The organism is Paenibacillus eucommiae (assembly GCF_017874215.1).
Classification (GTDB): Bacteria; Bacillota; Bacilli; order Paenibacillales; family NBRC-103111; genus Paenibacillus_AI; species Paenibacillus_AI eucommiae.
The window spans coordinates 41,613-66,734 of the sequence record NZ_JAGGLB010000022.1; the positions used below are offsets into that span (position 1 = coordinate 41,613).

Below are 25,122 nucleotides of genomic sequence, written 5' to 3' on the forward strand. Positions count from 1 at the left end.
GAGTCTCCTCCTTACCTGAATAATGAAACGGGAGGAATAACTTCCTCCCGAACCTGCTTAACCTTTCCCGGTCTTCCTATTGCTTCGGACGATCTTTTTCAATCGCTTTTTGAATCAGCTTTTCCGCTTGCTCCAATACGGGTACAGGATCCTTCTTACCCGTGGCAACACCGGTAATCATCTCACTTACCAATTTCCCGGCCTGTCCGCTCTCTGCACTTGTGAGGCCGAAGTTGCGCCTAAAAGACAAGTATTGAATCTTATGTTTTGTTGCGTATTCCATAACTGCGGCCTGCGTAGGCTGCAGCTTCCCAATGCGTGCAGGATCATCTCCGTAGTCAAGCCGTCCCGGATATGTTCCTGCATCTGTTGCCAGCGCTTCTTGAATACTGAAATCATACAGACTGAGAATGAATTCCTTTGCCCATTTTTTGGTTAGGTCAGGTTTTTCCTTCCAAATGACAAAACCAACATCAGCCACTCCAGAATTCACAAAAATGGTCTGGTCTGCATCGTTAGTTGCAGGAAGTGCCATGAAGCCCCATTTGAAGTCAGCTGGTGTACTTTCCTTCATCTCATTGCCGACCCAATCACCCGTAGATACGAGTGCAGCCTTATGCTGCAGCACCTGCATCTGTGATTGAGTGTGATTAAGCGCAGCTACCCCGGCAGGAAAATAACCTTTTTTGCCAAATTCATACAGCCTGTTCCATGCTTCCTTGTTCTCTTCAGTCGTGTATTGCGCTCCTTCATAATTACGGAAATTATCAAGGTATGTATCGAAACTTCCATTGGACTTGGCTAAATCGAATTGAATCAAATTGAACACATAATCAGTCAGGTAGCCTGCATACACACCCGGAAAAGTGATAGGTATGACCCCATCGGCCTTGATTTGATCTAACAGGGCAACAAACTCATCCCACGTGCCAGGGTTTTTATTCCACCCCTTCTGATCGAACAGGTTTTGGTCGAAAAATAAGCCAGCTGTATAGCCGCCAACAGGTACCCTTGCTGTATAACCAGAAGCTTTTGCACCTTCATAGGCATCATCGGAAATCACAGATCTCAATTTTTTACCTGTCTCTCCAGGTAAATCGCGTTCCCACAAGTCATCCTGCGGCTCAAACTTACCCGCTTCAACCAGCCGCTCAAATTGCCCGCCTGCAGAGAACTTCGGAAAAAATAAATCAAACATCTCCTTATCGTCTCCAGAAGCAATTTTCGGCTCCAGAATGGTCTCCAGTGTCGGTGTCGCTGTAATATCGAAGCTAACGTTCGGGTATTTAGCTGTAAAGTTCTTTACAGCTAAATCCATCCAGGCACGACCAGCTCCACTTTCCCAGAAACCTACCTTGATCGTTACTTTCTCATCCTTGGACAAACCATTTTCTGGATACACATTTGTTTCTGCATTTGTCCCTTCATTGCTAGTAGCTGCAGGCGTACTTGAACTCTCTTGCTTATCCTTGGAACCGCCTGTACATCCAGCCAGCAGCACAAGAACCATCATGAATGACAATAAAATAGCACTTACTTTTTTCATTTTTTTGTTAACCCCCTATTATAATTGTGGAAGCAAGTTGTTTATTTCAACAGATTTGCCGCCTTCCAGCCTTGATTTCTCAGCCGCAAACGCCATTAAATGACTTTGCACTGACACTTCTGCTGACGTCAACCCTTGTCCGCCTGCATAATTTCTAACCTCCCGAAGAAAGGAGCGGACAAGCTCTTCATCACCTCCTCCATGACCTCCTTCGTGAACCTGAACCGGAATTGTTACGGCCTCTTTTCCAAATGGATAATGAACAATTTCATTTTTTTCCATATATCCTCTAATTTCACCATGAGTGCCCATGATTTGGATGGTTCTGGAGCAATCATGTGTAAATCCGGACATCGTGAACGACGCAGTGGCTCCACTATCAAACTCCATGTTCACTACCTGATGATCAACGACATTATTGTCGCAGCGGTACACACAGCGCCCAAACTGGCCACCTTGAAGCGCCTCATGGATCCCTTCTGGAGTTAGTTTGTTCGTAATAAATCTGGACCAATCATGGGTAGGACCCTCCGCATATATTTTGAGCGCTGAATAAGGACAATCACGCTCAACAGGACATCCGTCGGTGCAGCGCGTTGTAGAGCCTGCAGGAGCGTTCTCCTGCCGAAAGTGCATTAGCGAGCCATAAGAATGAATGCGCAGGCAGCGCCGGTCTATTAACCAGGAGATGATGTCCATATCATGGCAAGATTTCTGCAAAATCATCGGACTGGTTTCATCCGAATTGCGCCAATTTCCCCTCACAAAGCTGTGCGCCATATGAAAGTATCCGACATTCTCGCTCAGTTGAACCGATACGATCTGTCCGATAGAGCCTTCAGCAAGCAATGCCTTTATCTTTGACCAGAAAGGGGTGTAGCGCAGCACATGACTGACTGTCAATAGCCGTTTGTACCTGTAGGATGCATCGGCCATCGCGATAACTTCATCCTCGAACGGAGACATTGGCTTTTCCAACAAAACATGATAATTTTTAGACAGCGCTTTCATCGTCGGCTCATAATGCATTCTGTCCTGAGTGGAAATTACCGCTACATCAGCAACTTTTGCTTTAGAAAAGACCTCTTCCCAGCTCTCATATACATGAGATGGTTCAAGATTATATGCTTCAGCAGCAAGCCTCCTTCTTTCTTCAATTGGTTCTGCAACAGCAACTATCTTTAGCTCTCCAGGATAATCTTGGGCATATTTCCCATAAACAAATCTTCCTCTTGCTCCTGCTCCTATGAGGACAGCAGTAATTTGACGCACAGTGGTTGTCTCCCCCTCTTCACAGGCATACACCAGTAAACTTTTTATTGAAAAAATAATAACACTCGTTATATTGTGATGTCAACGATTAATTTAATTTACTTTTTTTAATAATGAGAAGCACTAAGAGTCTTCAAACACAAATCAATGTTGAACAGTTCTGTCCAGCCTATTACCGCTCCCTATATGCAATTTTATGAGCTAGGAGCCTTATACGATCTAATCTTCCCTAGTTATTTTACATATAATGCATTTGACTCCACTTGTTCAAATACATTAAAATATAACTATCGTTATTAGTTGAACAAAGGAGCGAAAAAAAGTTGGTTACTAAGAAAGATATCGCCGAGCATCTCGGTATTTCGCGAACTGCTGTTTCATTAGCTTTAAATAACACCCCAAGTAGCACCATTTCTTTGGAAACCAAAAAGAAAATTCTCCAGGCAGCCAAAGAATTAGGATACCGCGATACAGAAATAAGCCCCAAAATAGGCTTTGTGTTATACAACCGCGAGGCCAACGATCCACGTTATCTTGAATATTTACAGTTAATTGAAGCTGCTGCTAGCAAGTCAGATTATGGTTTGATGTTTATTAGTGTCGATTCTTCAGGAGAATCACTGAATAAATTGCATAAATTATTGGATCGCCACGAAATGGAAGGCTTTATTATTACAGGTGACGCAGACGATTCTTTATGTGAGCTGCTTGAAAGCTCAAGTTCTCCTTATTTATTCCTGGGTCTATTGCCTGAAGTAACAAAGTACAATCTTAATCACATTACAATCGACGATCGTAAATTAACTTTTGATGCGGTTAGCCATCTCATCTCTCTAGGTCATAGTGAAATTGCGCTTTTTCTGGGAAGCTTAGACTACGTTATTCATCAGAAAGCCATCCAAGGCTATACCGATGCCTTGGAACATGCCAACATTCCACTTGATAAATCTCTGATCCAAGTCAGTGATGGTGAGAACGGATATGAGTTATGCAAAAGGATGCAACTGCTGAAATTGAATTTCACCGCAGCATTCTGTGCAAATACAGTCATACAGTTTGGTGCTTTACAGCGTCTAAAAGACAGCGGCATTTCCGTGCCTAAGGATGTAAGTTTGATTGGATCAGGTTTGTCCGAGCTGGGAAAGTTGAGTATTCCCCCCTTAACAACTCTGTATGTTTGTGAAATGGAGATTGAAAAAACTGTGTCTTATCTCATCGAAATTATTAATAATCCTGGTCAACATGGTGAAGTCTATTCTTTTTCTGAATTTGCACGTATTGAAGGCGGTACTGTCGCGGTCAGAAACCTAAACAATAACACGAGTAATTAACAAGTAATTAATGAGTTATTTATATATTTTGCTGCTATAATAGACCTAGGATTACTAATAATCTTTCAACGGAGGCTTACAAATGCAAGAAATCAGCAAGGCAGCATGGATTTGGTACCCAGGAGACTTCGAGCTTTGGCTGCATAAAGAGGTCAGTATAAGACGTGATGAGAGAGGTTCAGTGATTCCTCCTTTTTGGCGCTTGGATTCACATACCGCCAACGTTAAATTTCGCAAGGACTATGATCTGGAGCAGGAAGAGGAAGTCTCCCTGTATGTAGAAGGTGTATACAACATCGCTCTGGATAGTCGGTACATCTATGGCAATCCGGAAACCTTCACTCTTCCTGCCGGCAAGCATCATCTGATTATTTCCGTATTTGCAGAAACCGTCGTTCCAGCTATTTTTCTGCAAGGAAAAACCTTATCCACCGACAACACATGGACCGTGTCAACAAATAACCACAAATCGCCGCAGGCGGCATCCTGGATTTTTGACACTCCCACATATAAGCCTTCAACCTATCGTCTCGCTACAGAGGAGATTCGCCCTTTAACTGTGGAAAAACTATCCCATACAGCGACCCTGCTCGATTTCGGTAAAGAAACGTTCGGTTACGTTCAATTCCACGAGCTGCAAGGCAGCGGTAAAGTGAGCTTGTACTACGGGGAGTCACGTGAAGAGGCGCTGGCCACTGAGCAATGCGAAACCTTAGATGAGGTCCATTTAGCTGAAAAGTCTGCTAGCCAAAATTCCGATTCCGATTCCGATTCTAATTCTGATTCCGTCTCGAATTCCAATGCGAACCTCTTCACCGTTCCCAATTCCAGAGCGTTCCGCTATGTTCAAATCGTTGCGGAGGAAACCCTGCAAATCGGAGACATGACGGCGTTATATGAATACTTGCCAGTTAACTATCGGGGACGTTTCCGCTGTTCCGATGAACGGATCAACACTATTTGGGATACTTCTTTGTATACGATGCATTTGACAACGAGGGAGTTTTTCCTCGACGGTATCAAACGGGACCGCTGGGTTTGGTCAGGGGACGCTTATCAAAGCTTTTTAATGAATTATTATACGTTTTTTGACAATGATGTGTGCCGCCGCACATTAACGGTTCTCCGCGGCAAAGATCCTGTTGAAACCCATATTAATCATATTTTAGATTATAGTTTCTATTGGATTCTTGGCTTGTATGACTATTACTTATATACGGGAGATTTGGCTTTCGTTCAGAAAAATGCTGACAAAGTACATACGTTATTGGATTTTTGCATCGGCCGGACTAACGAGGAAGGCTTTATGGAAGGTTATAAGGATGACTGGGTATTCGTTGATTGGAGCGAAATCGATAACCGCGGCGAGGTTTGCTTTGAGCAGATTTTGTTCTGCCGCAGTCTGGAAATTGGCAGCTATTTTGCCGGTCTTTTTCAGAATCCAGAGCTGGCCCAGAACTATGAGGAGCGTGCCCGCCAGCTGAAGGAGCGCATTTTCTCGGTGTTTTGGAATGACGAGGCCGGAGGGCTTGTGCACAGCCGTTATGAAGGAAAGCTGAACAACCACGTAACCAAATATGCCAATATGTTTGCCATGTCCTTTGGCTATTTGGATGAGCAGCGGTATGAGTCGGTCAAACACAAAGTGATGTTGAACGACGCTGTTCAGCCTATCACCACTCCTTATATGCGCTTTTATGAGCTGGCATCATTATGTGAGGTTGGCGATATTTCCTGGGTGCTTGAAGAAATCCGCAGCTATTGGGGAGGAATGCTTGATCTCGGTGCGACCTCCTTCTGGGAAACATTTGATCCCACGCAATCGGGTGTCCAGCACTATGACATGTATGGCCGCCCTTTTGCCAAAAGCCTCTGTCACGCCTGGGGAGCAAGTCCATTATATCTGGCAGGCAAGCATGTTCTTGGCATTCGCCCGCTAACTCCTGGCTATGAAACCTATCTCATCGAGCCTCAGCTTGGCGACTTGAATTGGTTCGAAGGTGCCGTGCCACTTCCGGACGGGGATATCGAGCTTCATGTGAGCAAGGAGCATATTAAGGTTACTGCCGGATCAGGAACTGGCTTGCTACGTTTCCAGAGTGCCACGGAGCCGACCGCCGATCATGGTAACATCGAAGCCAAAGGCAATCATCTATATGAACTGACTGTGCTTCCAAATATAGTATATAACGTACGTTATGAAAGCAACTAAAACCAATCCAACTTTATATAACACAAAGAAACAGCTGCTGCGACCTCATATGTCGCGTCAGCTGTTTCTTTATTAAAGGCAATCAAAAAGCTAGAGTCTAGGAGCCTAGGCAAACCTTGTCCACGATTTCAATGTTTGGTTTATATCCACACCCTCGAGAATCATCTTATGGATATCCTCATTGATAAGCTGGCGCGATGTATTCCATTTTTCACTCAAATAAAATCCGCTTGCCTGTACATCTTCCAACTCCTGCAAATATCTTTTCCATAGTCTGTTCTCATTCATTCCACTTTGTTCCGCCAGGGATCACACCCAGTAAAAGGCTACTCTCGCGTGCCAAAATGAACTTTAACGATGTTTTTCATCGCTATAGAGATGAAAACTTCAGCACTCTGCGCGATAACGATGTTTTTCATCACTAAAAGGCTCATCTATGCCGGACACATGCAAATTGTCTCTACTTAGTGATGTTTTTCATCGTTAAAGTGACGAAGTCCCGGAAATTTGGCTCGTTAACGATGTTTTTCATCACTAACTGCCCCTCAATAGTTCCAATCGAGTCCGCTCCCTACCGAAAGCGCAGACACAACCAAAAATAAACAATCCCTGACAGCTGACTGGCTGAAGCAGGGATTGTTTATTTTTATATCTCCTAGAAAGTGGTTATTGCCCACTTCCATCTCTGTATGATTCTACTTCATGTTTATTTAATGTTCTTATTGTACCATCTTACTGTGCCTTCTTACTGAATTTCTAATGCACGCTTTTAACGTATGTTCTCATTACAGTTTCTATCACATGTTCCCACGCTACGTTCTTTATTTTGCAGCTTCCAAATTAGATATCTGCAGCTTGTACTGCTCCAAAAGCTTGCCAAGCGACTGCTTGATTACTTCCGAATCTTTGGATTCGGCAGCTTTGGCCAGCTCGATCTCTGCTTTGAAGAGTCCCATAGTGCCTTCGGCCCCGTCCACTAATGTGGCCTCTGTGGACTCAATGACCGTTCCAGGTTCAAGCACAAATGCTTCGTTATTGCCCGCAGTTGCAGTACCTGTAGATACTGTTTTAGCCCCAGTTTCTTTAGTCAGTGTCACCATCGGGACTCCTGTGGCCTCTTTTAGGGTAACTTCCTTTCCATTAATGAGTAGGGCTTTCCCTTCTTTTGAAGCTAACCCGCTTCCCTCTTTGACTTCTTTAAAGGAGATTTTGAGGCCGCTATTTTCAACTGCTGCTATAGAAGCTGATGTGATTACCGCGCTAGCGATTTTGGCATCAGGGCTGGTAGTCTCATTGTTGGCACCTTTTTCCATCAACACCGCAGGGACAGCTTCTAGAGTTCCATATACGTTAGATGTTTTAATGCCACTGAGCTTTTCGTACTTGTCCAGCGTGTTTTTCCAGTCATTTACGGTGTCAGGTGCGTAGATTTTGGCCAATTCCAGAGGATTATCAAAGCTGCTAACAACCGCCAAGGATGCAGTCTTTCCATCTATTTGAGTGGAGATGCTGCTTGGCAGCGGACCGAGATCTGTTAGCTTTTGAACATTAGAAACATTAGAAGCATTGGCTATAACCGGACTGGCGACAGCAGACAACAATAAGGCGGACATGGCAGCTCTTTTGAAAATCATTGTGTGTTTCATAGTATGGATAACACTCCTCGTTGAGTTTGATTTGTCTTACAGGTCCTAGTGTACCGAACGAGTGTGGCAGAACATAGGCTGATTTGTGGAAAAACAATGGCACTTCACCCTAATTGCAGAAGTCTTGATATACTTAAAGAAGAAATAACCGGGAGGTACCTTGAATGAATACCATGAATAACAACAATAACATGAATAATAACTATCTCATTGCCGTTGTCGACGATGACAAACATATACGCAATCTCGTTGAGGCCTATTTACAAAAGGAAAACTATCGGACCATAGGTCTGGAAACCGCCGAAGAGGCTTGGACTTGGTGGAAGAACTGCCCGCCAGACATGTGGGTGCTTGACATTATGCTTCCAGGCATGGATGGCTACGAGTTTTGCAGGAAAATTCGGAATGAGGCCGAGGTGCCGATCATTATGATTTCCGCCAAGGATAATGAGGTGGATAAAATATTGGGTCTTGAGCTGGGAAGCGATGATTATATGGTCAAGCCTTTCAGTCCCCGTGAGCTCGTTGCCCGCATTAAAAGGCAGCTTCAAAGGTGGTATAAACTCAAAAATGCCGAAGAAACCATTCTGTCCGTTACAGATGACGCCGCCGTTGTCTCTCTGATCGAAATCGACAAGCTGCTATTGAAGCTGGAAGAAAGACGTGTGTTCTGGCACGGCGAAGAGGTGGACATGACCAGCAAGGAATTTGCCATGCTCAAAGTGCTTGCTGAGCATCCGAATCGTGCTTTTACGAGAGATGAACTGCTGACTTTCGTTTGGGGTGACGATTATTTCGGAAGTGATCGTGCTGTCGATCATCTGATTAAACGAATGCGCAAAAAATTGGAGCATTTGCCTATCGAGTCGGTATGGGGACATGGCTACAGGATGAGAACAGAGGGGAGTGACCGTTAATATGAAGCTGGTACATCAAATAAATCTCGCTTTTGCCATATCTCTTGTGCTCGTCCTTTCGGTAACAGCCATCGTTATCCATTATGTATTGCTGGATCATTTTATCGGGGTGCAGAAAGAGGATTTGAAAACGATGGGAGCAGCAATGACGGCCACACTGAAACAATCAGCTACTCTAAACACACTGAACGGGGGAACTACAGCCGCCGCAATTCCAACGGTAATTTCATCTTCACAGGGTGTTGAAGCTGTTGTTACCGACTTAAATGGGAACATTGTTACCGGGTTTGTACCAAATAAGTCCGTACAGCTAGAAGCAACAGAAGTGATTGGAATAGGCACAGTCTCGCAATTGGAAGCATCCACTGCGAGTTTACAACAAATACAGAACGGAACAGATAGGCGTTTCATCACAGAAGTAAGTGCCATCCCTCAAGGAACGTTGACCCTTTATACACCAGTAAGCAAGATCAAAGCTATCGAACAAGCACTGCTTGGCCGGCTGCTCATTGTTTTCTGCGTAGGAGGAGCTATGATGTTTCTGCTCAGTCTGCTTATGACGAACAGGCTGATTAAGCCGCTTATGCGATTAAGAACTGAATTAACTAAAGTAAGAGCACGGAAATTCTCAGAGGTTAAGCTGGTCAAAGCAGGAGGAGAGATCGGTTCAGTAGCTCAAACTGTATACGAGATGGCTGGTGAATTGAACAGATTTAACCACGTACAGAAGCAATTTTTCCAAAACGCATCCCATGAGCTGAAAACACCTTTAATGTCCATTGCGGGGTACGCAGAAGGAATTCGTGACGGTATCTTCGAAGGTGAAAGTATCGGCAAGGGATTGGACATTATCCTAAGTGAAAGCGGAAGATTGAAAAACATTGTCACAGAGATGACGCTGCTTGCGAAGCTGGATAGCGAAGAGGATCTTTTCCAGCCTGCGACCATCTGCTTGCAGGATCTTTTGAAGGAAACGATCGAACGTATGAATCCGCAACTGGTGAAAAAAGGCCTGACCCTGCATACCTCTTACAATGATCAAGAACCGTTGACGATTTGGGCGGACCGGGATAAGCTCCTGCAGGCGCTGCTGAACGTTGTTTCCAACGCAACCAGGTATGCCAATCAACATATTTACATTCATGCCCGCATCAGCAGAGACCGTGTTGAATTATCCGTTTCCGATGATGGCAAGGGGATATCCGAAGACCTGCTCCCCTATCTGTTCCATCGGTTTGTGAAAGGCAAGGATGGCGAATCAGGACTCGGGCTGGCGATCTCCCGCGCTATCGTCGAACGCTGCGGCGGCCTGATTACAGCTGGCAACCGCAAGCAAGGTGGTGCAATAATTTCCCTTGGTTTTCCTGCAGCGGCGCCAGTTGCTTGAACTTGAGCTTAAGCTTAAGCTCGAACAGGTGCTAAGGAGCCCACCAATTCCATTTTCCAAGCATCTTCATCAGGGACGGGACAAGCATCATTCTTACGACCGTAGCATCTATGAGGATAGCTGCGGCAATTCCGACTCCGAGCTGCTTCACACCCGAAACTTCTCCAAATGCAAAGGGGGCAGTTACAGCGATCATGATCGCCGCGGCAGAAGTTATAATTTGGCTTGTCGACGCCAGCCCCTCTTGGATAGAGAGGTCATTATCCCCGGTCCGCCTGTAGATCTCGGCAATTCGTGACAACAGGAATACGCCATAATCCATGCTTATCCCAAAGGTCAACCCAAAAATAAATACCGGAATCATGATAGCGATGCTAGACGGCTCGATACCGTGAACCCCTTTTTCAAACACCAGAACAAGAATGCCAAATGCGGCCCCAAGGCTCATAAGATTCATAAAAATCGTTTTGATCGGGATTAAAATGGAGCGGAAAGCGATAAACAAAATAATAAAATTGGAGGCAATAATGAAGCGGAGAACGCGGCCTATGTTCGTAAATACTTCGTCATAGACCTCCTGCTCATACTTGGGTTCGCCGCCAATGAGCAAAGAGCTGCCCAAGGAAGCTGCCTCAAATTCTCTCACCCAATCTTTAACCTGTTTGGAAGAAGCATCCCCATACAGCGTAACAGCTATCAGGATTCGTTTGCCCTGAACGAACGGCTCCAGAGCAGCTGCAAACTTCTTTTTCAAAACCGCATCCCGGTAAACCACATCCCATTCCTCAGCTGAAAGTGGATGCTGTGAGAAGATGGAATCTACCCTGATCACATCCGGATTCCGTTTCAGCTTTTGCACAACCTCGTAGGCAGCGGCCCAATCCTTTTTTTGCAAGACAGCCCCCTCCCCCTCTTTAATCAGAAACACCCGGGAACCGGACGCAGTCGTGAAATGCCTGGAGAACTGCTCAGCAGCTTCGCGGGATTCATAGCCTTTAGGTAATGATCCGGCGTCAGGAACCGCTACCTCCATTTGGCTTAACGGCATGATACAGCCTATTAGCGCTAAGGAGGCCAACAAGCATATGCGAATAGGCCTTTTGATTACATAAGCCGATGCAAGCAGCCATAGACTTGTCCTTCCAGTGTCAAAGCGAGCCCTCGCTTCAATCTGTATGCGGCTGCCCATTATCGATAAGAGCGCTGGAAGCAAGGTCAAGGTAAGGAGCACCGAAATCACCAGCACAATCATAGCCCCCAAGGCCACTGTATAAAAAATTGGCATACGGATATACAGCATTCCGGCTAATCCAAGCAATACGCATAAAGCTGAAAAAATAACTGCCCTTCCTGCCGTTCTCATAGCTGTAGGGAGTGCTTGCTGAACTGAATGCTCCCGCAGCTCTTCGCGAAACCGGCTGACCAGCATCAAAGCAAAATCAATGCTAAGCGCAAGTCCAACCATAGGGATAACGTTTAAAACAAAAATAGATAATTCGAGCCTTGTACCCAGCAGATACATGATCCCCATCGTGCCTGTGACGCCAATAAGGCCTACAAGTATGGGAAGGAGCGATGAGATCAATCCGCCAAACGACAGCAAAAGTACCACAAAAGCAATCGGAACTCCTATCATCTCCGCTTTTTGCAAATCGCTTTGACTGGCTTTATTAACGTCCTCTTGCACAACAGGCTTTCCGGTCAATTTCACCGACATATGCGAATCCTTGGGAAGCAATTGTTGGATACGGGCAATCACCGGCTTTAAATCATGATCTTCCTGATCAAAAGAAAGCAGGGCATAGGCCAAATTCCCGGCTTCCATCTCTGCTTTGGACAAAGGCGATAAAACCTCATGCAAACCTTCGATTTCCTGCATCCGATCTAAAGCAGTTGTTATAAATACATGAAATTGCTTTTGGGAAACTTGTTTTTGCTTTTCAAAAAGGAGGATGACCGGGTTGTCTGGCATGTGAAAATCCGAGGAAAGGATGCTTTGAACCTTGGCATAAGAGCCATCTACCTTCAAACCATGACCTTTAAGAGCATTTGGGAGCTTGACCGCAAAAAGTCCAAAAAACAGCAGAAAACAAATCCAAATGAGGATGACCGCCTTGGCATGTCGAATTGAGAAGTTGGCCAGTATGTCATAGATCAAGCCGCTCTCCCCCTCAGCTATCGTCCAGATTCGTATTTCCCGAAAATTAATACCGCATTATGCCCTCCAAAGGCGAATGAATTGGACATAGTCATTTCCACTTTCTTGCCGCGGGCCAAGTTGGGTGTATAATCCAGATCCAGCTCCTCATCAGGAAGCTGATAATTGATCGTTGGAGGGATCACCTGATCACGAATAGCCATAACAGCAGCGATAGCCTCCACTGCGCCGGATGCTCCCAGCAAATGCCCCGTCATTGATTTCGTCGAGCTGATACTAACTTCGTAAGCATGCTTTTGGAAGACGGCTTTGATCGCCCTTGTTTCCGCCAGATCATTATAGGCCGTACTTGTGCCATGGGCGTTGATATAATCAATATCCTCAGGCGCTGCACCGGCGTCAGAGAGCGCCAGCTTCATAGCTCGCGCCCAGCCTTGTCCATCCGGACGCGGAGCCGTAATATGATAGCTGTCGCAGCAGGAGCCGTAGCCGAGCAACTCAGCATAAATGTCCGCGCCTCTGGCAGCAGCATGCTCCAGCGACTCCAGGATCACAATACCCGCTCCCTCTCCCATCACAAAGCCATCCCGCCTTTGATCGAAGGGACAGCAGGCCGAGGCCGGATCCGGGTTTAGCGATAAGGCATGCATAGCTGCAAAAGAGGCAAGCCCGATATTGCAAATCGGAGCTTCTGATCCACCTGCGATCATAACATCCGCATCGCCTCTTTGAATGACGCGGAATGCTTCGCCAATCGAGTTCGATCCGGAAGAACAGGCGGTGACAGAACAGCCTGCCGGCCCCTCTGCTCCCATCCTCATCGCCACCTGGCTGGATGCCATGTTGGCAATAAACATCGGGATGGCGAAGGGGGACACCCGCTTGTAACCTTTTTGCAGAGCATCCTCAAGTCCGTCCTGGAATGTGCCTACGCCCCCTACCCCACTGCCTATCCAAACACCGGTCCGCTGCGGATCCGCTTGTCCGCCAATATCGAGCCCGCTGTCAAGGACAGCCTCCACGGCCGCCGCTACGGCAAATTGCATAAAGCGGTCCATTCGCCTCGCTTCTTTCCGTTCCATTACCTGCAGCGCGTCGAACTCCTTTACTTCAGCGGCGACTTTCACCGATAAAAGGTCTGAGGATGCCCTAGTAAGAAAATCAATACCGGATACGCCGCACCTCATCCGATCCCAGGTCGATTCTCTACTAAGCCCAAGCGGTGTCACGCATCCCATTCCGGTAATCACGACCCTTTTATCCATGTGGATTATCCTCCATCTGATTGTTTTCTTCCTTATACTCTATATTCGGGTCGCTTGGACCAGACGAAAAGCAAGACGGGGTGACAGCAATCCTGCGCGCAGCAGCATGGAGGCAAGCAGCGGTTTGCCGAGCGCATACTGCAGAAGACTTCCCCATCTCAGTGGTGCCGCAAATTCCTTCATCAAAGCCTGGGTATATTCGTCTCGCCAATTTTCTAAGGAAATTTCTCCTTTTAGATAGCGATCCGCCAAGTGTGCACACAGCTCCACCGATTTGAGAGCCATCGCCATCCCGTCCCCGCACAGAGGAGGAATAACAACTGCGGCATCGCCTATATGAGGAACGAGGTCCCAGGCAGCCGGTTTACGGCCCGTTATTACCGGAAAGGTAGCCGCCTGACTGCCAGGAACCATTTGGCCATATTCCAGCCTGCGATGCAGTGCAGGGTTTAGCCGCGAGGCTGCTTCCATAACCCCGTGCACACTCTTTCCAGCTTTATTAAAGGCTTCTCGCGTCAACAGAGCGGCTGCATTCACACGGCCCCCTTCAATCGGTGAAACACCCATATAGCCGCCAGGGAAAAAATAAAGCTCTACAGCCCGTCCCTGCTGAATACCCGTAAAATGAGATTTCACGCCTATATATGAATGCCGGCTTGCGGTCTTAGGAGCAGAACCTGACTTAGCACCATGGCTATGATTAGGGTCAGGATCAGAATTAGGGGAAAGATTAGGCTCATGAGGAGTTGTCAGACCAGAGCGCGGATTTCGCCCCCAGGCTCCAATAACAATGCGTGCTTCCATCGTTCTGCGTTCTTGATTCAGCTGGGTTTCTACGTGATAGCCCTGCTCGCTGCGGCAGATGGAGGACACGACTACACCCGTCTGAACTTCTCCCCCTTGATCTCGCACAGCTTGATGCAGCGCGTGGTCTAGCAGGTATCTGCTCACCCCCAGAGCAGTTCCCGGAAGTGGAATATGTAGAGAAAGTCCGCTGGCTAAAGTCAATTGGGCTCGATCTATCGCACTTGGATGCAGTGCATCCATCAACGTCTTTAAACCAAGAGAAGCCAAAATCCCTTGGGACTCGGGGGACAAAAACTCTCCACAAACCTTATGGCGGGGAAAGGTATGCCCATCGATCAGCGCTGTACTCCAGCCCCCTGCCGACAGCACTCCCGCCATGCTGGCTCCGGCAAGGCCCCCGCCAAGTATGATTGCATCATACATCCGTCCCATTTTGATCAGCTCCAATTGCTTCCTTTTCTTCCGAGTCAACCCTATCGTCACTATTGTCAGCAAGAGGCTCGAACGAGCCCTCCTCTGATGTTTTCAGGCCAATCGCTACATATCGGAACAGAGGTCTCCACGAGAAGGAAAACGCGATCTCAGGAAAGCCCTCCTTGAGGCTCATCTTTAGGCTCATCCAATCTGCCAGCCGAAAGCCCTTGGCTACTGACAAAGGACCATCATGGCGAATATAACGGTTGCGCGACAGCATTCGGGTAACGAGCCAAACAGCCAGCCAAGGAATCCAATGCCGATGGATATCATTGATCACAATGCCGAATCGGGAAGCACTTAACATGCGCCCCACTATCACAGGCAGTTCTTTGGAAGAAAAATGATGAACAAATTGAGAGGCCGTAATGACATCAGCCATACCCTGCTGCAATTCAAAAACATCATGTTGAATAACCTCAATGCGTGATTCATGTTGATAGAGCAGTCTGGCTTCCCCGCAAGCCTCTTCAGTAATGTCGGCCAGCCGGATTTTCAGATCAATATGATGCTTATCCGCCCAACGAAGCAAAATCCTGTTCACATCACCTGAGCCTGAGCCGATGTCCAGAATAGACATTTGACTAGGCTTTCCAGCTGCCAGCCATAAGCGCTTTACGCCGTATAGTGTCGGGCCTGCCGCTCCGAAAATCCGATTTAACCAGCGAAGCTGCCGTAAAGCTTCTTTCAGACTCCTCCCCCCGCTGGTAAAATCGTCCATCAGCTCGGGCTCTTCTGCGCGCTGCTTCAACCCTTTTAATCGCATGCTTCCCCCCAATAAAACGAGGGCTCGATATAAGTGATCCGCTGCAATTCCATACTAAGCCCCGGGCCAAATGCCAAAGCAATCCCCCTTTTGGGATCTTGTCCAGAAAGAACCGGCAGTTGGCTTCGAAGCCCTGCTCTCATTTCTTGAAGCACGAACAAAATCGTTGCTGATGACATGTTCCCATAATCGCGAAGTACAGAGCGGCTGGCCCGGGTTTGTTCATCCTTGAGCTCATATAAAGCTTGCAGCTTATCTATGATTCCCCGCCCTCCCGGATGTATAGCCCACAACTCAGGCATCGGGCTGCCTGCAAATAAGCGTTCAATTTCTGCCGGTACGTATTTGCCTATGAGCTCGGGAATACGGGGGGAAAGATACAGATTAAAACCATAATTACCAACCTTCCAGCCCATATCATCCTTTGAACCCGGCACAATAGCCGAATGATTCGTATCCAGAGCAAAAATCCCGCGCTGATTTGAGCCGCTCCTGCCAATCACACACGCAGCAGCCCCATCGCCAAAAAATGCAGTCGCAAAAAGAGCCTCGCGCTCACTCGAAGGCTGAATATGAAGCGTACATAGCTCTATGCAAACGAGTAATATTCGGGCAGAAGCGTTTCCTTCGACAAGCTCCCGGGATAAACGAACCGCCGTCAAGCCTGCAGCACATCCTAAAAAGGTCAACGGAATACGCTTCACATCTGGCTTAAGTCCAAGCTGATCTATAAGTGCAGTATCGATACTAGGCAGAAAAAAGCCCGTACAGCTAACTGTAATCAGGTGGGTAATCTCTGAAGCATTCAATCTGCTGTCTGAGAGCGCTCCTGCTGCAGCCTGCAGGCTTAATGGAACAGACTCCACCTTGTACATTTCCATCCGTTCAGCAGTAGTAGGCGTGTCTAGCAGAGATTTGGAGGGCACATAACGGCAGCTAGCCGCAGGCTCCAGCAGGTTAGGCTCACACGTATATCTGGTTTCCACCGCACTCTGTTTAAAAATCCTTTTCGCCCAGCGCGCGGCTTCCGGATTTTCCGCCAACGCATCGGCCAGCCTCTCTGATGCATCCGTTTGTTCTAGCTGGTACCGCGGCACAGCCGTTCCTATTCCTAAAATTGCAATCGCAGGCTCCATGGCATTCATATGCTTTCTTCGTCCTTTCTTCCATTAATCAAATACATACTTATGCTGAAAAAGATGGACAAGAGATATACCATGTTATGATACAAGCTTTCGGATTAGTACGTTTTTTTAAGAAAAAACCTTCAGTGAAAGCAAGCTGCTGCTTTATAGACATAACAAAAAGGAGCGGGCAGCAACCGTGCACCCGCACCCTTTCACCCCTTCATCTTTCAAGACGATAATATCTCCCTTTATTCTGACAGAATGGAAAATATGTTCTCAAAGTCTTTTTTCAGAATACTCCCATGCCTGGACTGGCCTTCAATAATCACTTGCAATACGTCTTTCTTTGGTGAAAGCCAAACATCAAATGTCACCGGTTCATATGAAATTGCTGGATCGTTGTTGATCATATCAATTTTGTAATCTGGTTGACGTGACATACTTACTTTCGCATTATTCCATGGCACATTCAGTAAAGCATCCCTGACGATTTTCACCGTTTCACTATCTTCAATTTTTTTATAAACTTTGTAGCTTTGACCTTCTGGTTTACTGATATGAAAATTTAAGCTTTGATTTAATTTCTGAATTAAGCTTTGATCCAAGCCATGATTTGAATTCTGATTCAAGTTCTGCTTGCGCAAGATATCTCTTTGGTTACAAGCGACAACGATACTTATCATAAAAAGCAGCAGTAATCCAAAAGCAAACGTTCTTTTCACATATCTCCCTCTCTATACCATAAATTTCAAGTTGCAATTGCTATCTAAATAACGGTGCTATGTCAAGTAAAGTTGCAAATATTTGGATAAAAATTACAAAAACATTCATGAAAGCCTTGTTGAAAGCCTTGCCAGGGCACAGCATATCCTCAGTCAGGCGCCGCAGCTATGGACAAATTACTTACGGGCATTTTGCTTAGCGGTATATTGCTTACGGACATGAGGTACGCTATTTTACGATTTATCTCTCTTTTGCGAGAGTTACGGACATACGTTCCGTTATTTGCTCTAAATCCCTTGTTTTGGCGCAATTTCAGCATCAATAACGGCTTTCATGTCCGTAAGCCTTCCATAACCCCCTTGAATTGCTAAAATAAAGGATCTGAGGTCCGTAAGGTCCGCGCGATTTAAACACATAAAAAAAAGCAGGAATCGTCTACACGACCGCCTGCCTCTGACTATTCTATATGAGATTATTCGGGTAGATGCTTCCACACCCATTCTACAGGAACAGCAAGCCCTATAGACTTTTTCTCGTCATCAATTCGTATAGAACTGGTCGCAAAGATAACTCCAATGACCTCTCCATCCCCATTAATCACAGGACTCCCGCTGTTTCCTTTGTATATTGGAGCTTGTACAGCAAGCATTGGCGGGCTTCGATCCGAAAGAATTCCGAGCGTTTCCCCTTTATTGACGATCCCGTTAAAAAACAATGGATTACCTATAACGGTAATGGGAACTCCTTGCGCATCACCACTTTCCGCTGCTAGCGTCAGCGCGGGCAAATCAGTTGCATCAATGTCCAGCAGCGCAAGGTCGACCTCATCATCTATGGCCACAACGGCTGCACTGTAATGCATTCCATTTGGGAATTGAACTATAATTTCCTTGGAATTACCAGCCACGTGCTGATTGGTTACAATAAGACCATCTTCCGAAATAACAAAGCCAGTCCCCTTCCGATCATCAGCCCGAACTACAACAACAGACTCCTTATAGGCTTTGATCGTTTCTGATTGAGATAGCTGAGCGGAGGTTACAAGAAAGCGGATCGCGGCCAACGAAAAAACTTGCGGGAAAAAGGCCGCCACATTGACAAATAAAGCAACAGCGATGACAAAAGCTAACAGCTTCCGAAATCCAGGAGTTTGAAAAAATGGGGCCGGTGGCTCTTCCTCCTCATCTGCGGCTTGAAAGAGTGCCTCCAATTCTTCTTCCGTAAACTCTCTGCCATTCTCCTCATCTTGGTAGTGCTCAATATCGTCTGCATTTTGCTTTTCGATTGATAGTTTTGATGGATCTGATGGATCTGATAGTTCTGATGATTCCGACGATTCTGACCGCCCTATCCGCTCTTTCTCTTCGCTATTACTCATCCACACACCTCACCCCTCTATTTTGTATGGAAATCTCTATAACTAGAATGGTAACATGATGAGCGACAAATGAAAATATATACAGTAGGAATGACATCTGGTATCCGCTTTTGAAAAGGTTACTGCGTTCAAGACAGCGTCGGCCAAAACTCATACTGTCCATCCAGTAAGCTCAAATAAAATAATAAAAAAAACCTGGCTAACCGCCAGGCTCTTCTCTTAAAATTTATGATCATTATGCCACCTACTTCATACTCGAAGGCAATCTATACCACAGTTAATTTCAAACAGCTAATTTCAAAATGCTCCGAACTGAGCTTGATGCAACCGGCTGTAAACGCCTTGAGTTTTAAGAAGCTCCTCATGATTGCCTTGCTCTTCAATTCCCTGCTCCGTTACGACGACAATCCGGTCAGCGTGCTTAATCGTTGCCAGGCGATGCGCGATCACGAGTGTGGTCCGACCCTCTGACAGCTCAGTAAGAGCTTGCTGGATGGCTGCCTCCGTCTCAGTATCAAGTGCTGAAGTTGCTTCGTCGAGAATCAAAATTGGCGGATTCTTGAGAAACATCCGGGCGATGGAAAGGCGCTGCTTCTGGCCACCAGACAGCTTGACTCCACGTTCTCCGATGAGTGTGTCCAGCCCAGCCTCCTGAGACAGAATGATCGCTTCCAGCTGTGCGCGCCGCGCCGCTTCCCAAATCTCTTCTTCCGACGCATCTAGTTTGCCGTAAGCGATATTTTCGCGGATCGTGCCATCAAACAGGAAGACATCCTGCTGAACGATACCAATCTGGGAACGCAGCGATTCGAGCGTCATACTCCGAATATCAATGCCATCGATCGTAATGCTTCCTTCCTCGATTTCATAGAAGCGCGGCAGCAAACTGCATATCGTCGTTTTTCCTGCACCAGACGGACCCACAAATGCTACAGTTTCACCCGGGTTTACAGCCAGATCGATCTGGTTCAGCACCCTCTTTTTATTTTCATATCCAAAGGATACTTTGTTGAAAGCAATTTTACCAATCAAATTCTTAACATCCTTGGCACCTGGTGTATCGGCTACATCTGGCGCTGTTTCCAGCAAGTCCAGGTATCTTCTAAAGCCCGCAATCCCCTTAGGATAAGTCTCAATAACGGAATTGATTTGTTTAATAGGACCCAGAAAGACGTTGGACAGCAAAACAAAAGCAATAAACTCCCCATAGGTCATTTGATCCTGAATAACAAACCACGTACCACATACCAACACAAAGATGGAAACAAAACGCATCAAAATGTAGCTAAGCGACGAGTTCCACGCCATAATGCGGTAAGCAATTAATTTAGTCTGGCGAAAACGGCCATTGTTGACAGCGAATTGAGCAATTTCATGCTTTTCATTGGCAAATGCTTGCACAACACGCATGCCGCTGACATTATTTTCAACACGTGCATTAAAGTCGGCAATGTCTGAAAACATCCGCTTAAAGGCACGCGTCATTTTGCCGCTGAAATAAAGGGACAAATAAATCATTAACGGAATCATTACAAAAGTAAGGATAGCCAACTGCCAGTTGATCGACAGCATTAAACCGAAAGCTCCAAGCAAGGTCATGATGGCAATAAATAAATCCTCAGGCCCATGGTGGGCAATTTCGCCAATATCCATTAAATCATTCGTCATGCGGGAGACGAGATGTCCCGTCTTCGTGTTGTCAAAGAAACGGAAAGACATCTTTTGCACATGATCGAACAGTTTCTTACGCATATCTGTCTCAATGTTGATGCCCAGCTTATGTCCCCAGTAGGAGACGACATAGTTCATAACAGCACTGACCAGATAAATGCCAAGCAAAACTACACAAGACCATAGTATCCACTTCCAGTTCCCGCTCGGCAATAGATCATCCACTACCTTGTTAACAGCAAGAGGAAATGTAAGTTCAAGCAGCGCAGCAAGTATTGCACAAGTAAAATCCAAGATAAATAATTTTTTATAAGGCCTGTAATACGCTAAAAATAGGCGCAGCATTTATGTATTCCCTCTTTTCATTCATGAAATCCGTCAATCCTCTGTATGCCTGCTAAGTCTTTGACTTGGCAAGTAAGTAGAGGAAATATGGTGCGCCGATGACGGCTACAACTATTCCCGTAGGAATTTCTGACGGCTGTAAAATCCAACGTCCCAGCGTATCAGCAACAAGGACTAGCAAGGCTCCGGCCAATGCGGAGGCAGGAAGCAGCATCTGATGCTTCGGACCAATGAGCCGCCTTCCGAGATGGGGACCGATCAAACCAACGAAGCCGATACCACCACTCACCGCTACACAGGAGCCAGCCAAGCCAACAGCTGCGGCCAATAAAAGCAATCGTTCCTTCTCAATGGCAGCACCCAATCCGGTTGCAGTCTGTTCTCCCAGGTTAAGCACATTGAGCACACGGGCTTTGTAAAACACATAAGGCAGTAAAATGACAATCCATGGTAATAGCGCAAGCACGAACTTCCAATTCGTTCCCCAGATACTGCCAGCCATCCATGTCGCAACAAATTGATATTTATCAGGGCTTAGCCTCAAGGTAAGCACGATCATAGCTGCGCTAATACCTGCTGCTACTGCAATTCCTGTCAGCAATAGACGGGTTGGTGACAAACCTTGATGCTTTTTGTAAGCCAGTGAGTAAATCAGTGCAGCAGTCAATCCCGCACCGACCAAAGCAAGCACTGGAAGTAAAAATACAGGTGCCGCGGCAGTTGTCGGATAAAAAGAAATGAACAGCATCACCACGAGTCCAGCACCCGCATTAATCCCCAGAATACCCGGGTCAGCGAGCGCATTACGGGAAATCCCCTGCATAATACAGCCCGACACGGCCAGCCCTGCGCCAACCAGTACAGAGATGACGATGCGCGGCAGACGGAAATCGAACAGAATGAGCGATTGCTTTTCGGTTCCCATCCTAAACAAGGTGCGAATGACATCCATAGGTGAAAGCCGGATATATCCTGTGTTCATGCTGATAATAAACGCAATGATAATAAGAATACCTAATATGGAAAGAACCATGAATCCCCAGCTCTTCTTCCGGCGTTCAACTGCTGCATCGGATAAGTTCTGCATGCTACAGCTCCCTCCTTTCTTTACGTGCCAGGTAGAGGAAGAAAGGCACCCCGATTAGTGCAATCAATGCACCTACAGGCGTTTCGTAAGGAGGATTGACCATTCTTGCTGCAAGGTCAGCGAAAACCATCAGCAGACTTCCAAGAATAGCTGAGCAGGGAATAATCCAGCGGTAATCGACACCAACCAGATAACGGGTTAAATGCGGAATGATAAGTCCGACAAAACCGACAGCCCCAACAACGGATACAGCAGCTCCGGCAAGCACAAGGACAATAACTGCTCCCGCGAGCTTTACCAGCCTGGTTCTTTGACCCAAGCCTGCTGCAATTTCATCTCCAAGACTAAGCAGCGTTATGGAACGTGACAGCATGATCGCTCCGGCAATGGCTACGGCAATCCATGGGAACATGATCTTGAGCTGGAACCACTTCGTACCCGCCACGCCCCCAGCATACCAGAACGCCAAGTCCTGGCCGATTCGGAAATAAAGAGCAACACCTTCGCTTAATGCAGATAAAAGCGCACTTACTGCGGCGCCAGCCAATACGAGACGAACAGGCGTAAGACCACTTCTGGCCAAAGATCCAATTCCATAAACAAGTCCTGCACCAATACCTGCACCTAAAAAAGAATACATGATTAAATACATAAAAGGCAACCCAGGAAAAAAAGCAAAGCAAAGCGCCAATGCAAAACCTGCACCTGAGTTGAGACCAAGGAGACCAGAATCTGCAAGCGGGTTACGAGTCATTCCCTGCATAATAGCTCCAGCTACTGCAAAGCAAGCTCCAACCATGGCCCCGCCAAGTACGCGCGGCAGACGAAGCTCCTGAATGATCTGATGGGCGGTTACGTCGGGATTGAAGCTGAAAATGGCTTCCCATACTATAGAAAGCTTAATATCGGCAGCACCGAATGAGACGGACAAAGCAATCCCAAACACCAGAGCAATCAAGCCCCCGATTAAAATCAATGAGGCTGCCACTGGACGGGTTCGAAGTTTCGGCGTTGAAGCTGAAGGGACTTCTTCAATAGTTTTTACAAATCGACTCATGCATGCCACCCTTGCTATGATTGATAATATAATGATATTCATTCTCAATTGGACAGGTTTCATTATAGTTTATCACTATAAGCACTGTCAATGGACAAACTCCACTATTTTCCTGGACAAAATAGTTTCCTGTCTCTGGTCGCGCTCAACCTGAAATATTATGATATTGATTCTCAATTTCATTCCTTATTGTACCAAGGATTAGCCACTTTGCCTATACCCAAATTACATTAAATATAATCGCAAAATTCGCAGCCTTTCATATAAGAAAAACGCTTTGTGGTATCCTTTGAGGAGCATGTTCATCATTTGGGAGCGTTGCGGAGGGAAGAGTTGTGGGCTCCTGCCGCTGTTATTACTTTAACGATGTTTTTCATCGCTAAAAGCACCAGGTCGACTTCATAACCTTCCTTTAACAATGAAAAACATCGTTAAAATCCCTTTAAGCCACCCAGAGAGGCCATCCGGCCTCTTTTAACGATGAAAATCATCACTAACGTGACGGATGACCTGGAAACACTTGCTTTAACGATCAAAAACATCGTTAAGTCAAGCCCCCGCTCAATTCGGAGTCGGCGAACTGCTCCAGAGAGCTGCTTTTCACAAAAAACAAGCAGCTGCGATTCCTTATACCCCGCAGCCTGCTTGCTTTTTTTCACATATTCGGTTTAGCATTCGCTTTTGATTCCAACCCGTGGTTCATTCAGAATTCATTCCTGCTTCAATTATGATTCAATCTTGATTCAGTCCTACTTCAGTCCTGTTTCAATTCTGATCCACGCTTGCTCCCTGAGTGAGACAAGCGCCGCTTCTGCAGACGCTATGGAAGATCTAGCCGATGTGCCATCGAATAGCAGCCTCAGCCTGTCATCAATCGGCTTCCCGGAAACAACATCACGAAAGCAAGCAAGCTCCCGACGCATCATATCCGCTAAATGGCGAGGCAGCGCTGAGGATGCGGTCCCGTAAGCGATACCGCTATCCCGCTCCTCATTTGCCTTGGCGACCTCTTGATCATATTCGGCTCCATATAAGGGAAAGAGGCTTGTGCTTCCATTTTTCCGCAGTTCTATGCTCGCCCGCTTCATGTCGATTCGAATGGCGCCCTCTGTCCCATTAATTTTGATGTAATGCTCGCCCCAGCGGAATCCTGAACCGTATTGCATCGAGGCGACTGCACCACCGTCAAATTCCAGCAGAAGCAGCAGCACGTCATCTTCGTCCCCAAACCCCTCCCCTTCATGGGCAAGATTACCTCCGGTCGTGCAAATTTTTACAGCAGGACCCAGAATGGTTTGAATGACATCCAGATCATGAATATGATGGAATATATGTCCTCCTGAAGCGGCCATTTTTTTCTTCCAGCTCACAACTGGCTGCTTCTCCTCCCAGCCGGTTCGTTCCGCATGACAGACAATAGGCCTTCCGATCTCGCCGTCTGCAATCAGCTGTTTGACAGTGCCAATTCCCTCCATGAAATGCATAATGTGACCGACCATCACATGAACCTCTGCCTCTCTGCAGGCAGCAAGCATATCCTCACAATCAAGTAAAGTCAGGGCAAACGGCTTCTCGCAAAAAACATGCTTGCCTTTCTTCGCAGCACTAATGACTGGCTCCCTATGGGCATGACTTGGACTGGCCACGATGATGGCATCAATATCCTCTCTATCCATAAGCTCATCCAGACTATCTACAAGATCACAATGAAGCTCCTCCGCAAGCGCAGCGGCTCTGCTGCCTCCATAAACCGCACGAACCTCTGCTCCCTCCAAACTATGAACAATTCTCGCCATCCCACTGCCAAAATAACCGCATCCAACCAATCCAAACCGAACCGTCTTCATGCCTCACAGCCCCCTCGCATTAAAATTACCTATTTACTAATCACCTCATTGTCTAAATATATCACGCTCTCCCCCACTAAACCTCTAATGTTTTCATGCTAATCTT

At 46.5% G+C, this 25,122-nt stretch carries 19 protein-coding genes; 4 read left to right on the top strand and 15 right to left on the bottom strand.

The window, feature by feature from the left end:
* Positions 1-76: 76 nt before the first annotated feature.
* A complete protein-coding gene (locus J2Z66_RS26620) occupies positions 77-1,546 on the bottom strand; it encodes an ABC transporter substrate-binding protein (RefSeq protein WP_209975781.1) in 1,470 nt (489 codons plus the stop codon).
* 18 nt (positions 1,547-1,564) lie between these two features.
* The gene (locus J2Z66_RS26625) at positions 1,565-2,818 is read right to left on the bottom strand and encodes a Gfo/Idh/MocA family protein (RefSeq protein WP_209975782.1); all 1,254 of its coding nucleotides are present in this window, start codon (positions 2,816-2,818) and stop codon (positions 1,565-1,567) included.
* A gap of 323 nt (positions 2,819-3,141) precedes the next feature.
* On the opposite strand from J2Z66_RS26625, the gene J2Z66_RS26630 reads away from it, so the two are divergent.
* Together J2Z66_RS26630 and J2Z66_RS26635 are read left to right on the top strand one after the other, a co-directional pair.
* Positions 3,142-4,149, top strand: a complete 1,008-nt coding sequence (locus J2Z66_RS26630; protein ID WP_209975783.1) for a LacI family DNA-binding transcriptional regulator — start codon at positions 3,142-3,144, stop codon at positions 4,147-4,149.
* Positions 4,150-4,231: 82 nt separating this feature from the next.
* Positions 4,232-6,361, top strand: coding sequence for an alpha-L-rhamnosidase-related protein (locus tag J2Z66_RS26635; protein WP_209975784.1), 2,130 nt, complete (start codon positions 4,232-4,234; stop codon positions 6,359-6,361).
* Between the two features lie 105 nt (positions 6,362-6,466).
* On the opposite strand, the gene J2Z66_RS26640 is transcribed toward J2Z66_RS26635, so the two are convergent.
* Both J2Z66_RS26640 and J2Z66_RS26645 read right to left on the bottom strand, forming a co-directional pair.
* Positions 6,467-6,649, bottom strand: coding sequence for a hypothetical protein (locus J2Z66_RS26640; protein ID WP_209975785.1), 183 nt, complete (start codon positions 6,647-6,649; stop codon positions 6,467-6,469).
* A 533-nt stretch (positions 6,650-7,182) separates the two neighbouring features.
* Positions 7,183-8,007 carry a hypothetical protein gene (locus tag J2Z66_RS26645; RefSeq protein ID WP_209975786.1) on the bottom strand — a complete coding sequence of 275 codons (825 nt, stop codon included), beginning with the start codon at positions 8,005-8,007 and terminating at the stop codon, positions 7,183-7,185.
* Positions 8,008-8,198: 191 nt separating this feature from the next.
* Between J2Z66_RS26645 and J2Z66_RS26650 the strand changes: the two genes are divergently transcribed.
* Together J2Z66_RS26650 and J2Z66_RS26655 are read left to right on the top strand one after the other, a co-directional pair.
* Complete coding sequence (locus tag J2Z66_RS26650; RefSeq protein ID WP_209975903.1) at positions 8,199-8,924, top strand: response regulator transcription factor; 726 nt, start codon at positions 8,199-8,201, stop codon at positions 8,922-8,924.
* 1 nt (position 8,925) lies between these two features.
* Positions 8,926-10,311, top strand: a complete 1,386-nt coding sequence (locus J2Z66_RS26655) for a sensor histidine kinase (protein ID WP_209975787.1) — start codon at positions 8,926-8,928, stop codon at positions 10,309-10,311.
* Positions 10,312-10,342: 31 nt separating this feature from the next.
* Here J2Z66_RS26655 and J2Z66_RS26660 read toward each other — a convergent pair whose 3' ends face one another.
* The 11 genes from J2Z66_RS26660 to J2Z66_RS26710 all read right to left on the bottom strand — a co-directional run bounded on the left by J2Z66_RS26660 (position 10,343) and on the right by J2Z66_RS26710 (position 25,016).
* Entirely contained in the window at positions 10,343-12,469 is a 2,127-nt protein-coding gene (locus tag J2Z66_RS26660) for an MMPL family transporter (protein WP_209975788.1), read from the bottom strand.
* 17 nt (positions 12,470-12,486) lie between these two features.
* Complete coding sequence (gene fabF, locus J2Z66_RS26665) at positions 12,487-13,734, bottom strand: beta-ketoacyl-ACP synthase II (protein ID WP_209975789.1); 1,248 nt, start codon at positions 13,732-13,734, stop codon at positions 12,487-12,489.
* 39 nt (positions 13,735-13,773) lie between these two features.
* Positions 13,774-14,973, bottom strand: coding sequence for an NAD(P)/FAD-dependent oxidoreductase (locus tag J2Z66_RS26670; RefSeq protein ID WP_209975790.1), 1,200 nt, complete (start codon positions 14,971-14,973; stop codon positions 13,774-13,776).
* Positions 14,957-15,781, bottom strand: a complete 825-nt coding sequence (locus J2Z66_RS26675; RefSeq protein WP_209975791.1) for a methyltransferase domain-containing protein — start codon at positions 15,779-15,781, stop codon at positions 14,957-14,959. Before J2Z66_RS26675 ends, J2Z66_RS26670 begins: the two co-directional genes overlap by 17 nt.
* Positions 15,772-16,926, bottom strand: a complete 1,155-nt coding sequence (locus J2Z66_RS26680) for a type III polyketide synthase (protein WP_209975792.1) — start codon at positions 16,924-16,926, stop codon at positions 15,772-15,774. The genes J2Z66_RS26675 and J2Z66_RS26680 overlap by 10 nt, the downstream gene beginning before the upstream one ends.
* 230 nt (positions 16,927-17,156) lie before the next feature.
* Positions 17,157-17,630 (bottom strand): hypothetical protein, encoded by a 474-nt coding sequence (locus J2Z66_RS26685; protein WP_209975793.1) that lies wholly within the window; start codon positions 17,628-17,630, stop codon positions 17,157-17,159.
* A gap of 473 nt (positions 17,631-18,103) precedes the next feature.
* The gene (locus J2Z66_RS26690) at positions 18,104-19,009 is read right to left on the bottom strand and encodes a S1C family serine protease (protein WP_209975794.1); all 906 of its coding nucleotides are present in this window, start codon (positions 19,007-19,009) and stop codon (positions 18,104-18,106) included.
* Positions 19,010-19,306: 297 nt separating this feature from the next.
* Complete coding sequence (locus J2Z66_RS26695) at positions 19,307-21,025, bottom strand: ABC transporter ATP-binding protein (protein WP_209975795.1); 1,719 nt, start codon at positions 21,023-21,025, stop codon at positions 19,307-19,309.
* A 52-nt stretch (positions 21,026-21,077) separates the two neighbouring features.
* Positions 21,078-22,112 (bottom strand): FecCD family ABC transporter permease, encoded by a 1,035-nt coding sequence (locus J2Z66_RS26700; protein ID WP_209975796.1) that lies wholly within the window; start codon positions 22,110-22,112, stop codon positions 21,078-21,080.
* 1 nt (position 22,113) lies between these two features.
* Entirely contained in the window at positions 22,114-23,169 is a 1,056-nt protein-coding gene (locus tag J2Z66_RS26705) for a FecCD family ABC transporter permease (protein WP_209975797.1), read from the bottom strand.
* Between the two features lie 749 nt (positions 23,170-23,918).
* A complete protein-coding gene (locus J2Z66_RS26710; protein WP_209975798.1) occupies positions 23,919-25,016 on the bottom strand; it encodes a Gfo/Idh/MocA family protein in 1,098 nt (365 codons plus the stop codon).
* Positions 25,017-25,122 lie beyond the last annotated feature (106 nt).